Below are 14,002 nucleotides of genomic sequence, written 5' to 3'. Positions count from 1 at the left end.
GATACTCAGTTCAGTAGGAGGCGAGGATATGACGACCTTAACAGCAAAACAGATTCATGACAAAGCGTTGGAATGCGGCTTTGATGATTGTGGTATTATATCCATTGATGCATTGGATTCATATAAGGACCGTCTGGCGCAACGACTTGAGGCGGTTCCGGAAAGTGAGGATATATATGCTCATACTAAATCATTTTTAGAGCTAAAAGAAAAGTATCCGTGGGCTCAATCCATCGTAGTTTGCACGGAGTATTACGGAAATTATAAGTTTCCTGTATCTCTTCGAAAACGATATGCAAAAGGGTTGTTGTTATCTTTATCAAATATTCCTCGCAGTGATGAGTTTAAACGACGGCGATCTTTTGAAACCTGGCTTGGTGAAAATGGTATACGATATATTGGCGGCGAAACGGCAAAACCTGCCGGAATTATTCCTTTGCGGCCCGCTTCGGTAGCAGCAGGTTTAGGCATTTATCGGAAAAATAATTTCTTTTATGGACCTAAAGGCTCTAGCTATGAACTGGTAGCCTATTTAATTGATGAGCCCTGTGAGTATATTCGGCAGTTAGGGATACCTCCGTGTCCGGATTCTTGTGATTTATGTCAGCAAGGGTGTAAGATAAAATCCCTATCTGCGCCGTTTACTATGAATCCGTTAACATGTGTATCTTTTATAAATACATTCGGTGATGGTAAGTTACCGGATGGTGTCACAGATGATATGCTGGAGGCGTGGATATTAGGCTGTGATAACTGCCAGGATGCGTGCCCTTTTAATGCAGATCATGAATGGAGTATAGGTGTGGATTATCCCGGACTTGATGAATTAGAGCCGTTGCTACAACCGGAATATATTCTGAAAGCATCCGATGAGGAACTTATCAAAAAGGTGATTCCAAAATGCTGCTTTCATTTAACGGATGAGCAAATACCGTTATTACGTAAATCCGCGAAGCGAGCTATGCAGGATACATAATGTCTGTCGTTATACGATGATTTAAATGTATAATCAAATGTAGAAATTGTGATGGCTACAACGAACGAGCTTCTTTGACTTTCATAGATATAGTGAGTTATAATTAACTGTTGCCAATTTTTGGGAATATACCTACATGGCTACTTTCATAGAGGCTATGTGATATAGAATATACTGAAGGAATTAAAGGGAGGATCTTATGATTCGCGAAAATCTTCGAAATGTAGCGATTATCGCCCACGTTGACCATGGTAAAACGACCTTGGTGGACGCATTATTAAAACAGAGCCATGTGTTCCGGGAGAATGAAAAGGTAGCAGAACGCGTAATGGATTCCAACGACTTGGAACGTGAACGCGGTATTACCATTTTGTCCAAAAATACGGCCGTTATGCATGACGGTATCAAAATCAACATCGTTGATACCCCGGGCCATGCTGACTTCGGCGGTGAAGTGGAACGCGTACTTAATATGGTTGACGGCGTATTGCTTCTCGTAGATGCTTACGAAGGTCCAATGCCTCAAACTAAATATGTTTTGCGTAAAGCCTTAGAACAGAAATTGAAACCGATCGTGGTTATCAATAAAATCGACCGTCCTGACCAACGCGTTAAAGAGGTTGAGGACGAAGTTCTTGAATTATTTATGGAACTCGAAGCTGACGATGACCAACTCGATTTCCCTGTGGTTTACGCATCCGCTCGTTCCGGTGTTTCCAAAACCAACTGGGATGACGAAGCCGTAAACATGGAACCGTTGTTTAAAACGTTGATCGACGAAATTCCTGCGCCACAAGGTGATATGGAAGGTCCTCTTCAATTTATGGTAACTACACTTGATTACGATAACTTCATCGGTAAAATCGCCGTAGGTCGTATCGTACGCGGTAAAATGAAAACTAATCAACAGGTTGCTATCATGAACGGTGAAAGCACTCGTAAAGCGAAAATCGGCCGTGTATATACATACAATGGTTTGAACCGCGTTGAAACTGACGAAGCTGAAATGGGGGATATCATCGCCTTTGCCGGTATCGATGATATCAATATCGGCGAGACGGTAGCGGATGCTGAAAATCCTGAAGCATTGCCATCCATTTCCATCGACGAACCGACATTGTCCATGGTATTCTCCGTAAATAACTCTCCATTTGCAGGTCGTGAAGGTGAATTCGTTACATCCCGTCACTTGCGTGATCGGTTGTTCCGCGAAGTAGAAACTAACGTATCCATGAAGGTGGAAGAAACTGATTCTGCAGATGCATTCAAAGTATCCGGCCGTGGTGAATTGCATTTGGCTGTATTGATTGAAACCATGCGTCGTGAAGGCTACGAATTACAAGTGGGGAAACCTCGCGTAATCTTCAGAACCATCAACGATCAATTGTGTGAACCGCTCGAAGCGTTGACCATCGATGTACCTCAGGAATTTATGGGTACTGTAATGGAAAACCTCGGTCAACGTAAAGCTGAATTGACTAACATGGTTGAATTGGCCGGTTATCTTCGTATGGAATTCGTAGTTCCAGCTCGTGGTCTGATCGGTTTCCGTGCTCAATTCTTAACAGCTACAAAGGGTAATGGTATCATGAACCATGTATTCCATGGCTATGCACCATACAAAGGTGAAATTCCTTCCCGTACACGTGGCGCTTTGGTGGCATTTGAAAATGGTGAAACTACTCCATATGGTTTGAACTCGGTTCAAGACCGCGGCACATTGTTCGTGGGTCCTAACCAAGACGTGTATGCAGGACAAGTTATCGGTGAAAACACTCGTGAACTTGATATGGATGTTAACCCATGTAAGAAAAAACACGTTACAAACATGCGTTCCAGTTCCTCTGATGAAGCGGTACGCTTGACGCCGCCTCGTATCTTCTCCTTGGAGCAGGCTCTTGAGTGGATCAACGATGATGAACTCGTTGAGGTAACACCTGAAAGCATTCGTATGCGCAAGATGATTCTTGACCGCAATGCTCGTGCGAAGGCTGCAAAAAACAAAAAATAATTGATTGAAATTCATGGAAATATGAGTTTTCCTGAATCTATACAGCGGATAGTCGGTATGTATCGACTATCCGCTGTTTTATGTCCGGCTTAGATATGCTGAGTTTCAGAAGAAAGAGCAATGCAAATTATCTAATTGAGTATTACTTTCATATATAATTCTGCATGATTATAGCTAATAGTCATATGTCTATGAAAGTTATTAAAATTTCATGAAATTTTAATAAATAAATCTGTATAATGATAATATATTTATTGAAAATTATTTTTAGTTTGTAGGAGGGTTCACCAATGAACAAAAAAATTCTTGCATCCCTGTTTGCTGTTGGTCTTGCAGCGAGCTCCGTATTAACCACTGTCGATGCACATGGCGTTTTCTTTGCTAATCGAACTGATGAAAAAGTACTTGTCCTCGGTGAAGGACCTGTAGATAATGCATACACTTCAGATATGGTAAAAGGAATTACCGGTTATGATGTAAACGGTAATGTTATGCCTGTGAAAGTGATTAAACATGAGAAAAATGTAGCCATTGAACAACCGTCCAACCTTGGTGTAACTGTAACGAACTTTGATTACGGTTATTGGACAAAGGATAAAGACGGAAAGACTGTACATAAACCTATTACACAGGTGCCTGGTGCAACTAAGAGTACACACGCTATCAAATATGATGTGCACTACTGGAATGCAAGCGCTAAACCTTTGAATAATAAAGATGCTTTCATTCAAATCGTGCCATCCGTGAATCCATTGACGCTAAGAAAAGGTGATACCTACGAAATTCAAGTGCTTAAAGAGGGCAAACCATATGCTGATGCACCGCTCATTAAAGATGTAATTAATGATCTTACAAATGAAAGCAAAACCGATGCAAATGGTAAGGCTACCGTTACTGTAAGCGCTAACGGCCTCAATGTGGTAGGCGTGGAAGTAGGCTTCCCGACTCAAACTAAGGGCGAACAAAATAAATACTTCAGTGCATTATCTTTCATAATTGATCCTGAATAATATAGTGTATACTATTTACTAATGTGTGAAATAAACAAGACCTCCTAAGTTGGACTTAGGGGGTCTTGTTATATTTTTAGAGTATATATGAATGCGTTCTGTGAGAGCTTCGTATTAGCGAGGTAAGAAAGAGAGCATTTATATGGACTAATCTTTAGAAAGATATTTTTATGGATTATATAATATTTTTTCAATTCCTATATTATGCATTATATTTGACAATCTTTATTTTTATGATAATATATAAAAGCTCAAATTATATAACTTCTTAAGTAAGAAGTAGGAGGATATAATATGAAAGTTCTAATCGTAAATGGTAGTAGCCATGTAAACGGTACAACAATGCAAGCTATACAAGAGGTACAAAAGGTTTTCGATGAAGCCAATGTAGAAACAGAGGTAATCCAACTGGGTAACAAGCCAATTAGAGATTGTATTCAATGTGGGTATTGTTTTGAACATGGTGAATGTGTATTCAAGGATGATGATATAAATGGTTTTGTAGAAAAAGCAAAGGAGGCTGATGGCTTTATTTTTGCAACCCCTGTATACTATGCTCATCCTAGTGGACGTATTTTATCCTTCTTAGATCGCGTGTTCTTCAGTGTGGAAGGCGCAAAACAAAATCCGTTCGCCTTTAAACCCGGTGCATCGATAGCCATAGCTCGTCGTGGTGGTACAACGGCTTCTTTTGATGTACTCAATAAATACTTTGGTATTTCTCAAATGCCGATTGCAGGGTCTACCTATTGGAATATTAGCCATGGTTTAGTAGCAAAAGATGCTAAGCAAGATGAAGAAGGTATGCAAACCATGCGTAACTTAGCAAGAAATATGATTTGGATGATGCGTAGCTTTGCTGTAGCTAAAGAACAAGGTATTCCATATCCCAATACAGAGAAAAATGTATCTACAAACTTCGTACGCTAATAATCCCTTGTTAGATTAGGTGTTGAAGGAGCTATAATGGTCAAGGCTTTATTTATCTGCCACGGCAATATCTGCCGCTCAACGATGGCTGAGTTTTATATGAAATATATTGTTAATCAGGTCGGTTTGGATGATTCTATTTACATTGAGTCAGCCGGTACATCTCGTGAAGAGATAGGGAATGATACCCATTATGGGACTAAGCAAAAACTAGATGAAATGGGGATTCCTTATACTCGTCGCAAGGCTCGCCAAGTAACAATGGATGATTATCATAATTTTGATTATCTCGTCATTATGGATGAAAACAATGCGCGGAACTTACGCCGTATCATTGGTGATGATGTTGATCATAAGGTGTATAAGGCAATGTCTTTTGTTGGTGAAAGCCGTGATGTAAAGGATCCTTGGTATACGGGGAACTTTGACGAAACCTATGACGATGTAAGTCGCAGCTGTGATGCATTACTAGAAGTGATTAAAGCAAATATATAATGGCGATAGCCCCTACAGTTAACTAACAAGATGCTTAACTATAGGGGCCTTTCTGTATAACTCTAGTGTCCGTATATACTTTGTACTATCGAACCATAGCGTAATATGGTATAATTTTTAGGTACTCATGCGCCTATAGCTCAGGGGATAGAGCACCGGTCTCCGGAACCGGGTGCGCAGGTTCGAATCCTGCTAGGCGCACCATGATGAAACAAAGGGCTTTCAGATCGAACTGCATCTTAAAATTTAGATATAATTTTGAGAGATGCAGTTCAGACTGAGGGCTTTTTTATTTGTATCAAATTTGCATAGCCGATGTGACTATAGTAACACAAAAACTATTGAGAATGATGTACAATTAGAATGGATAATTTATATGAAATTCTGAACACATTCGGACGGAACACCGAGGTATATAGAATTATTTTGTGTTGTAGTAAAGGGGGATGACGATTCGTATCGTCAGTATCCCATACGGATATAAAGGAGTCATTATGGCAAATGAAATACAGGCTGTGTCTGTACCATTCGAAGCGTGGAAAGACGAGCAGGATGCATGGAATAATCGGTCCAACTATTTTGTGGAGATGCATAATCGTGAGGACCGCAGGGCGCAGGTAAAGGCATTTCTTGATTTTTTGAAGGCGGAGCGGCTATTGCCGGCGCCAGGCGGACGAACACTTGATATAGGCTGTGGCGTCTGTGATTATGCATTAGGACTGGCGCGTGAAGGATATAGAGCGACGGGGATTGATTTATCGGACGGTATGATTAACGGTGCAAAGCAGCTAGCTGATGAAGAAGGGCTGGACTTGAGCCTATATATCGCTCCGTGGTCCGATGAAACGAGACGTAAATTAGAATGGGATAAGGCCTTTGCCTTAGTGTACAGCATTTTCTGCCCCATTATGTTTGATGTTGAAAATATCCGCGCCATGCATGATGCGAGCAGGGATAAATGCTTGTGGGTTGCTTTCAGCGAACGCAGTGATGAAATGGTGGATATGTTATGGGAACATTTTTTCGGCAGCGATGCATTTCCATGGGATGGAAAGATGAAGGAATGTCTTGATGCGATTCATAACATGGGACATAATGTGAAAGTAACCTATAAAACCGTGCCTGAAACTGAGGTTATGGATCTCGATAAAGCGGTTGAATATTTTACGATGAGGTTACATAATAATGGTTGGGGCAGTATAGATGATATGAAGGCAGAAATACGAAATCTCATAGAACCGCTGGCTATGGATAACAAGATTCAGAATAAAACGGTAGATAAGGTGGCGTGGGTTTCCTGGTCTGTTAAGTAGGAGGTCGTATGACTGTTGATGAAAAGCGTCGGTTAGAGCTGAGGACGATGCATCAAATCATCGCCATCTATTGTCATAATAAACATCATACACAGAAGGGTGATTTGTGTGAAGAATGCCAAAAGGTATGGCAGTACGCGGAGCATCGAATAGACGTATGCCCTCATATGAACAGTAAAACCTTTTGTAGTGTTTGCAAAACACATTGTTATGAACCGACGTATCGCGAAAAAATCCGTGAAATCATGCGATATGGCGGACCGCGTATGTTATTCGTCTCACCGATTATGGTGATTCGCCATATGTATTTGGAGTGGAAGGACAGAAAAAGGAGTATCACATCTCATGAAGACTGATATGATTGTAAAGACCGGTATATTTATAGCTTTGACGGTCTTACTATCTTATATTTTCGCCATTCATACCACATTTATACATATTACATTCGGTTTTTTATCGACCGCCATATTCGGTATTCTATACGGGCCTATGGCCGCCGGCATTATGGCGGCGATTGCCTGTTTTATCGGAATGTCCTTATTCGGACACGGCGTATTTTTTCCGGGTTTTATTGTATCCGAGTTCCTGGTGGGATATGTGTATGGTTATTTTCTGCACGGTCGTGATGTTACGCTTAAACGGCTTTTGTTGCCGGAACTGATTGTTACGGTATGTATACATCTGATGCTGAACACATTGTGGCTCACGATATTTTATAACAAAGCGGTATCCGCCATCTTTTTGAGTCGACTCATAAAAAATATTCTATGCTTCCCTCTAGAGATTGCATTAATTTTAATTGTATATAAGGCGATAAGCAGATTTATTGTACAAAAAAAGCTGTAACTTCAACTAATCTGAAGTTACAGCTTTTCTTTATGCCAATGCTTTATCAAGCACCGCTTTAATCAATGCTTTTGTCTGTTCGTAGCTTTCACCCGGTTGAGCCTCATATTGTTTGTCGAGATCGAACCACAAGTTCGGATAGTATTCATAAGGATGTGTTTTGAATAATTCATGAGCATCCTGATCTTCAACCCAGTTGATGTGGATATCCGCGTATTTAGGATTTTCCGCAACGAGTTCATCGATAGCGCGGAATGCATTTTTGCAATAAGGGCAACCGTTCAAGTGGAAGCCTAGAATTTCTTTCATAGTATACCGTCCTTTCAAAAATAGCATTAATATACTTATATAAATTGAGATTAATTACATACTCACACACCACAAGATATGGTATATTATTGAGTATATCATATCTACATACGATATTCAATTTTTTAAATATATTGAATGTGCATAGTAATTGAGTACATATATTATAAGCAGATGAGGAGGCCCTTATGATTTCCGGTGCGGCATACTTGGTGAAAGCGCTTCAAGAGGAGCAGGTGGAGATTTTATTCAACTATCCCGGGGCGGCGACTATCGACATAATGGATGAGTTATATAAACAGGATACGGTGAAAGTCGTATTACCGCGTCATGAACAGGCCTTGGCTCATGCGGCGGATGGTTATGCGCGCAGCACCGGTAAGGTAGGTGTCTGTATGGTGACATCCGGACCGGGCGCGACCAATCTTGTAACGGGGATTGCAACGGCGTATGCGGACAGCGTGCCTCTCGTCTGTATTACGGGACAGGTAGACTTGAGTCTCATGGGGAATGATGCCTTTCAAGAGGTCGATACGGTCGGTATCGTGCGCAATGTGTGTAAATATGCGGTTACTGTTCGTGATCGCAAGGATTTGGGTCGCATTTTGAAAGAAGCCTTTTATATAGCCCGTACGGGTCGACCTGGACCGGTTGTGGTGGATATATCTAAAAATATTCAGAAGGCAATGGGATCCGATGAATACCCGACAGAGGTGAATATCCGAGGCTATAAACCGAATACGACGGTCCATGTCGGACAAATCAAGAAGGCCTGCTCCGTTATCGCAAAGGCGAAGCGTCCTTTATTTCTGTTAGGCGGCGGTGTCAGCATCAGCGGCGCCAATGAACTTATGACGGCGCTTGTTGAAAAAACGGGTATTCCCGTGGTCACTACATTAATGGGAAAAGGGGCTATAGATTCGCGTCATCCTTTATACCTAGGGAATGTGGGGATTCACGGCGGATATGCACCTAATGTAGCCCTTACGGATTGTGACGTGATGATTTCAATCGGCACCCGTTTTAACGATCGCATTACGGGTAAATTGAGCACATTTGCTCAAAACTGTAAGATTATTCATATTGATGTTGATGCGGCATCGATTTCTAAAAATATTAAGGTGGATATTCCCGTTGTAGCCGATGCGAAACTGGCGATTGAGAAATTATTGGAATATATCGAGCCTCATGACCTCGGCGAATGGCCTAAACAATTGCAGAAACTGAAAGAGGAGCGACCTGTTACGCAAGCCGATGAAGAGGGCTTAACACCTCAAATCGTCATAGATTATATCAATAATCACTATGATCGCCCTATTGTAGCGACCGATGTGGGTCAGAACCAATTATGGACAACTCAATTTTTAGAGTTGAAAGGCGGTCGTCAATTATTGACATCCGGCGGTCTCGGTACGATGGGGTATGGCTTTCCTGCCGCTTTAGGGGCTCAGCTGGGAAATCCGGATCGTCGTGTTTTCGCCATATGCGGAGATGGCGGTGTACAGATGAATATTCAAGAGTTTGCTACGGCTATGCATTATCGATTGCCGATGACACTCATCGTGCTTAATAACGGCTATCTCGGCAATGTACGTCAATGGCAGCAGCTATTCTATGATAAACGGTATGCCTGTACGAATTTGTTGATGGATGAAAGCGCTATTGTTACACGTAGTATGATTGATAATGACGAGTTTGAATACGTACCGGATTTCGTGAGACTGGCTGAGGCTTATGGCGCTAAGGCCATGCGCATTACAAAGGTGAAGGATATAGAAAAAGGGTTCCATTTGGCGGATACTTTCAAAGAAGGTCCGACCTTATTGGAATTTATCATTCCTACGGAACTCAATGTGCTACCTATGGTGCCGGCGGGAAAATCCCTGAGCGATATGTTATTGAAGGACAAGAAATAGGAGGGGCTATGGAATTACATATGAAAAAGCGCTGTATTTCGGCGTATGTGGAAAACCAGATCGGCGTGTTAGCTAAAATCTCGGGCCTCTTCGCGGGTAAGAATTATAATCTTGATACATTGACCGTAGGGGAAACCGAAGATCCGACGATGTCGCGGATGACTATTGATCTGACCTGTGATGATTTAACATACGAACAGATCATTAAGCAGTTAAATCGTAGCGTAGAGGTTATCAAGGTCATCGACTTTACGGATATGGCGATTACGAAGAAGGAATTGTTGTTTATCAAGGTAAACAGCTGTAAGGAGGCGGATAAGCAGGAGATTTTCCGCATCGCCCAAACCTTTGATCTGCTCGTTGTGGATTATAATCGTAAATCCGTTCTCGTACAGTGTGTAAAGACAGTCTCAAAGAATAATGATATGATTGCACTGTTCAAGGATATGTTTGTCAATCGTATTGAAGTCGTTCGCGGCGGCAGCGTCGCTATTGAGGCATTGTCTACGCCGGACCGTTAATTGATTATAATCTTTTAATATAGGAGGTACCATGAGTTTACTGGATGATATTTTAGCCCATAATAGAGAATACGTGGAAGATCAAAATACGGGTTATGTGGAAACTGATACAAAGTGCAGTAAGATGCCGAGTCGTCAGATGGCCATTGTCACATGTATGGATACACGCCTTGTAAACTTTCTGGAGGATTCCATGGACATCGGCCGTGGGGAAGCTAAGATTGTAAAGACCGCCGGAAACTGTATTACCGGTCCTTTTGATGGCGTTGTTCGCAGCTTACTGGTATGTATCTATGAACTCGGTGTTAATGAAATTTTTATTATCGGACATCATGAATGCGGTATGTCCAAGACGACGGCGAAGGACTTGACGGAAAAGATGCTGGCTCGCGGTATCGCACCGGAAGCGATTCATATGGTAAAGCGGGAAATGGAGCGATGGGCGGACGGATTCACACATCCTGCGGAAAATGTGGAGGACACGGTAGATGAACTGCGAGTTAATCCTCTTATCCCTAAAGATGTGCCTATTCACGGATTAATTTTCCATCCCCGCACAGGCGAAATTGAAGTCATTGTAAACGGCTATACACAGATGAAACAGTATTATGAAAAATAAAGGGAGGCCCAGCCTCCCTTTGTTTTATATGGCGTTATATAAGATGATAAAATTATATATTGACTTAAAGTGAACTTTAATTTGTACAATAAGGTCATGTATTTACAATATATAAAAATGAGGATATATGAATAAAAAGTATTTATTAAAAATAATAGGCATCGGAGGTATTGTTGCGGCTTTATTCTTTGGTGCTTATGAATATCGTGATGTTTTCGTCTCCTTTCTCGAGCGTGGCATGGCGGTTGCTACGGGGCAGGAGATTAAACCGCTATTGGCGTCAGAGGGGCGTTATATTCGTCAGATTGTTGCCAAAGACAACAGTGTTGCCAGAACCATCATGTGGCAATCGGATAGTGATGAGTCTGATGGGCTGGTTGAATATCGTAAGCGCGGTGATACATCCGCAACAAGTCTTATGAGTCAGAATGCATCAAGTAAGGCTTTCACGGACGACGGTACAAGCACATATATTTATGAGGCGACATTGACCGGACTCGCACCGGATACCGAGTATGAATATCGTGTCGGATATGGAACAGATCGACGCAGTGAATGGTACCCCTTGAAAACGGCCGGCGCCGATGAATATGAGGTGCTCATCTATCCGGATTCGCAGTCCGCTGATTATTCCGGATGGAATCAAATCGTAAAAGCTTCGGCTCAACGTAACCCTGAGGCGGCTATGTATATCAGCATGGGCGATCTTGTGGATAACGGTGAAGCGGCGTCACAATGGCGCGCATGGCTAAATTCTATTGCACCTCTCAGTACACGAATTCCGTTGTCGCCGTTATTGGGGAATCATGAAATGTATACCGTAGATTGGAAAATGCGTGAACCCCGGGCGTATCTGAATTATTTTGATGTGCCCGGTAACGGGAATGATACGTTTAATCGTTGTTATTATTCTTATGATTATGGCGATGTTCACTATGTCGTACTGGATACGCAATTGTATGAAAGTAACCATGAGGACAATCACGATGTACATCATCCTGATTTATATGATGTGCAGGTCGAATGGCTGCGGCAGGACTTAGCGTCTAATACCAGGAAATGGACAGTAGTGCTCATGCATCGTGATCCGTTCCAATATGCGGTTAATCGCGAAGGGGCCAGTCGTGCTTCCGGATTTAGCGAGGAAGGTGTATTGTTTATGCCTATCTTCGATGAATTTAATGTGGATCTTGTGTTGTCGGCGCATTTACATACCTATCGCAATCGCGGTCATGTGCGTAATTTTGACCGAGATGCATCGGGACCTCTTTATATCATTACGGGCGTTGCCGGTGATGTGAGGTACCCGGGGTTATGGGTAAGACATCCGCTGGATGTATATGTGGCGCCGCAACCGGAAACGGATAACTATATGTCTATGACGGTGACAAAACATTCGTTAACGATTAAGTCTTTCTTGCCTGACGGAACATTGTTGGACGAAACGACTTTAGAAAAATAAATTATGTATAAGTATACTTAATATATTATCGTATTTTATGGTGATACATGATATATACGGTGAAATATAATTTAATATGTTAGATTTTACAATACTAAGGCATTTTCCGTGGAAGGTGCCTTTTTTGTGTGCTGTTTATATTATGACTCTATTATGTTGAAAGTACATCAAAGACGCTTCATTGTAATATTATTATTTCCTGTATTTTGATATATTCGTTTCGAGTCGATTGTATGGGTATTACAAAATGCGATATGTATAATTACAAATAAAAATACGCCATTAACGTATAAATACTTGCGAAATGAAAATTATGGGATTATAATACGTACATGGATTATAAAAATACAAAGTTTGTGTATAAATAAATGGGTTCTGTATATTTTGCGGAAAAGGAGAAATCGTCATGCATACACTACAAGATTTAATTAAACAATATGCCTCTCAATATAAAGAACAAGTTGTGGCATGGCGCCGTCATATTCATAGCCATCCTGAACTATCCGGTGAAGAAAAGGAAACATCCGCGTTTATTCAGAGCGTGCTGACGGATTTAGGTATTCCTTTTAAAGCGGATGTATATAAATATGCAGTTATCGGAGAGATTAAAGGTGCCTTTGATGGCCCTGTAGTGGGACTTCGGGCAGATATGGATGCATTGCCTATCATGGAGGTAACGGGTCTGCCTTTTACATCTGAGAATCCCGGTGTTATGCATGCATGCGGCCATGACAGCCATATGGCTATTCTATTAGGAGCGGCAGCCATTCTGCAATCCGTCAAGGACCAATTACACGGAACTGTGAAACTCGTATTCCAGCCTGCGGAGGAGGAAGCACTTATTAAAGGGGCACAAGGTATCGTGGACTCCGGTGTTTTGGATGATGTGGACGAGATTTACGGGCTTCATGTATGGCCTCAGCTGCCGGTGGGGACGGTGGGACTCAAGAAAGGAAACCTCATGGCCGCATCGGATCGATTCCTTGTACATATCAAGGGGAAGGCTACCCATGGCGCCGAGCCTCACAACGGTATTGATGCCATTGTGGCCGCGGCGAACTGGATTGTCAATGTAGAGTCCATGGTGGCTCGTGAAACCAATCCTATGGACAATCTCGTATGTACAATCGGTGTCTTTAACTCCGGTGATCGATATAATGTGGGCTCCGGAGATGCATATCTGGAGGGAACCTGCAGAACCTATGACCCGGCGAAACGGGATTACATTGAACGTCGCCTCGGTGAAAGTCTCAAGGCCCTCGACATGATGTTCGGTACAACCAGTACATTGGAATATCGTCGTGGACATGGGGCCACAATTAACGATGCGGATGCTATTGACTATGTCACACATATTGTTGAAACCTATCTTGGCAATGATGCGGTGGTACACCCGGAATTTCCGTCGATGGCGGCGGAAGATTTTTCCGCATATCTAAATAAAATCAAAGGGGCATTCCTCTGGTTGGGAACGGGATTTGAAGGTAATCCGGCCTTACATAATGCAGCTTTCACCATTGATGAAAGCATACTGGAACCGGGAATTACCATGATGGCCGGCATAGCAGCGGAGTTATTACAGGAGAAATAAGAG

14 protein-coding genes and 1 tRNA gene are annotated in these 14,002 nt (G+C 42.0%); 14 read left to right on the top strand and 1 reads right to left on the bottom strand.

The window, feature by feature from the left end; translation table 11 throughout:
* Positions 1 to 28 precede the first annotated feature (28 nt).
* The 9 genes from VEHSUH05_RS09020 (at position 29) to VEHSUH05_RS08980 (ending at position 7,581) form a co-directional block, all read left to right on the top strand.
* Positions 29 to 976 carry an epoxyqueuosine reductase gene (locus tag VEHSUH05_RS09020; RefSeq protein WP_105091370.1) on the top strand — a complete coding sequence of 316 codons (948 nt, stop codon included), beginning with the start codon at positions 29 to 31 and terminating at the stop codon, positions 974 to 976.
* 199 nt (positions 977 to 1,175) lie between these two features.
* Positions 1,176 to 2,987: a translational GTPase TypA gene (typA, locus tag VEHSUH05_RS09015; RefSeq protein WP_038115887.1), complete on the top strand. Its 1,812-nt coding sequence runs from the start codon at positions 1,176 to 1,178 to the stop codon at positions 2,985 to 2,987.
* Between the two features lie 290 nt (positions 2,988 to 3,277).
* Positions 3,278 to 3,997, top strand: coding sequence for a DUF4198 domain-containing protein (locus VEHSUH05_RS09010; protein ID WP_038115886.1), 720 nt, complete (start codon positions 3,278 to 3,280; stop codon positions 3,995 to 3,997).
* A 294-nt stretch (positions 3,998 to 4,291) separates the two neighbouring features.
* On the top strand, positions 4,292 to 4,927 hold the full coding sequence (locus tag VEHSUH05_RS09005; RefSeq protein ID WP_105091369.1) for a flavodoxin family protein: 636 nt from the start codon (positions 4,292 to 4,294) through the stop codon (positions 4,925 to 4,927).
* 36 nt (positions 4,928 to 4,963) lie between these two features.
* Positions 4,964 to 5,422, top strand: coding sequence for a low molecular weight protein-tyrosine-phosphatase (locus VEHSUH05_RS09000; protein ID WP_105091368.1), 459 nt, complete (start codon positions 4,964 to 4,966; stop codon positions 5,420 to 5,422).
* Positions 5,423 to 5,551: 129 nt separating this feature from the next.
* Positions 5,552 to 5,626, top strand: a tRNA-Arg gene (locus tag VEHSUH05_RS08995).
* A gap of 290 nt (positions 5,627 to 5,916) precedes the next feature.
* Entirely contained in the window at positions 5,917 to 6,735 is an 819-nt protein-coding gene (locus tag VEHSUH05_RS08990) for a class I SAM-dependent methyltransferase (protein ID WP_105091367.1), read from the top strand.
* An 8-nt stretch (positions 6,736 to 6,743) separates the two neighbouring features.
* On the top strand, positions 6,744 to 7,091 hold the full coding sequence (locus tag VEHSUH05_RS08985) for a nitrous oxide-stimulated promoter family protein (RefSeq protein WP_105091366.1): 348 nt from the start codon (positions 6,744 to 6,746) through the stop codon (positions 7,089 to 7,091).
* Entirely contained in the window at positions 7,081 to 7,581 is a 501-nt protein-coding gene (locus VEHSUH05_RS08980) for a folate family ECF transporter S component (RefSeq protein ID WP_105091365.1), read from the top strand. Before VEHSUH05_RS08985 ends, VEHSUH05_RS08980 begins: the two co-directional genes overlap by 11 nt.
* A 30-nt stretch (positions 7,582 to 7,611) precedes the next feature.
* Here the strand turns inward: VEHSUH05_RS08980 and VEHSUH05_RS08975 are convergent, their stop codons facing one another.
* A complete protein-coding gene (locus tag VEHSUH05_RS08975; protein ID WP_054674582.1) occupies positions 7,612 to 7,890 on the bottom strand; it encodes a hypothetical protein in 279 nt (92 codons plus the stop codon).
* A 188-nt stretch (positions 7,891 to 8,078) separates the two neighbouring features.
* Between VEHSUH05_RS08975 and ilvB the strand changes: the two genes are divergently transcribed.
* The 5 genes from ilvB to VEHSUH05_RS08950 all read left to right on the top strand — a co-directional run bounded on the left by ilvB (position 8,079) and on the right by VEHSUH05_RS08950 (position 13,999).
* Entirely contained in the window at positions 8,079 to 9,806 is a 1,728-nt protein-coding gene (gene ilvB / locus VEHSUH05_RS08970; RefSeq protein ID WP_105091364.1) for a biosynthetic-type acetolactate synthase large subunit, read from the top strand.
* 8 nt (positions 9,807 to 9,814) lie between these two features.
* Positions 9,815 to 10,327 carry an acetolactate synthase small subunit gene (gene ilvN, locus VEHSUH05_RS08965; protein WP_105091363.1) on the top strand — a complete coding sequence of 171 codons (513 nt, stop codon included), beginning with the start codon at positions 9,815 to 9,817 and terminating at the stop codon, positions 10,325 to 10,327.
* 31 nt (positions 10,328 to 10,358) lie between these two features.
* Positions 10,359 to 10,946 carry a beta-class carbonic anhydrase gene (locus VEHSUH05_RS08960; protein ID WP_038115872.1) on the top strand — a complete coding sequence of 196 codons (588 nt, stop codon included), beginning with the start codon at positions 10,359 to 10,361 and terminating at the stop codon, positions 10,944 to 10,946.
* A 127-nt stretch (positions 10,947 to 11,073) separates the two neighbouring features.
* Positions 11,074 to 12,408 carry a purple acid phosphatase family protein gene (locus VEHSUH05_RS08955; RefSeq protein ID WP_105091362.1) on the top strand — a complete coding sequence of 445 codons (1,335 nt, stop codon included), beginning with the start codon at positions 11,074 to 11,076 and terminating at the stop codon, positions 12,406 to 12,408.
* A gap of 406 nt (positions 12,409 to 12,814) precedes the next feature.
* The gene (locus VEHSUH05_RS08950) at positions 12,815 to 13,999 is read left to right on the top strand and encodes a M20 metallopeptidase family protein (protein WP_105091361.1); all 1,185 of its coding nucleotides are present in this window, start codon (positions 12,815 to 12,817) and stop codon (positions 13,997 to 13,999) included.
* Positions 14,000 to 14,002 lie beyond the last annotated feature (3 nt).

The organism is Veillonella denticariosi JCM 15641 (assembly GCF_002959855.1).
GTDB classification, from domain to species: Bacteria; Bacillota; Negativicutes; order Veillonellales; family Veillonellaceae; genus Veillonella; species Veillonella denticariosi.
Note: the sequence above shows the minus strand (reverse complement) of the source record. Positions and strands in the feature narration are given on the sequence as shown.

Coding starts and splice junctions, on each gene's coding strand:
- VEHSUH05_RS09020 (WP_105091370.1), top strand. CDS start 29: ATGACGACCTTAACAGCAAAACAGATTCATGACAAAGCGTTGGAATGC.
- typA (WP_038115887.1), top strand. CDS start 1,176: ATGATTCGCGAAAATCTTCGAAATGTAGCGATTATCGCCCACGTTGAC.
- VEHSUH05_RS09010 (WP_038115886.1), top strand. CDS start 3,278: ATGAACAAAAAAATTCTTGCATCCCTGTTTGCTGTTGGTCTTGCAGCG.
- VEHSUH05_RS09005 (WP_105091369.1), top strand. CDS start 4,292: ATGAAAGTTCTAATCGTAAATGGTAGTAGCCATGTAAACGGTACAACA.
- VEHSUH05_RS09000 (WP_105091368.1), top strand. CDS start 4,964: ATGGTCAAGGCTTTATTTATCTGCCACGGCAATATCTGCCGCTCAACG.
- VEHSUH05_RS08990 (WP_105091367.1), top strand. CDS start 5,917: ATGGCAAATGAAATACAGGCTGTGTCTGTACCATTCGAAGCGTGGAAA.
- VEHSUH05_RS08985 (WP_105091366.1), top strand. CDS start 6,744: ATGACTGTTGATGAAAAGCGTCGGTTAGAGCTGAGGACGATGCATCAA.
- VEHSUH05_RS08980 (WP_105091365.1), top strand. CDS start 7,081: ATGAAGACTGATATGATTGTAAAGACCGGTATATTTATAGCTTTGACG.
- VEHSUH05_RS08975 (WP_054674582.1), bottom strand. CDS start 7,890: ATGAAAGAAATTCTAGGCTTCCACTTGAACGGTTGCCCTTATTGCAAA.
- ilvB (WP_105091364.1), top strand. CDS start 8,079: ATGATTTCCGGTGCGGCATACTTGGTGAAAGCGCTTCAAGAGGAGCAG.
- ilvN (WP_105091363.1), top strand. CDS start 9,815: ATGGAATTACATATGAAAAAGCGCTGTATTTCGGCGTATGTGGAAAAC.
- VEHSUH05_RS08960 (WP_038115872.1), top strand. CDS start 10,359: ATGAGTTTACTGGATGATATTTTAGCCCATAATAGAGAATACGTGGAA.
- VEHSUH05_RS08955 (WP_105091362.1), top strand. CDS start 11,074: ATGAATAAAAAGTATTTATTAAAAATAATAGGCATCGGAGGTATTGTT.
- VEHSUH05_RS08950 (WP_105091361.1), top strand. CDS start 12,815: ATGCATACACTACAAGATTTAATTAAACAATATGCCTCTCAATATAAA.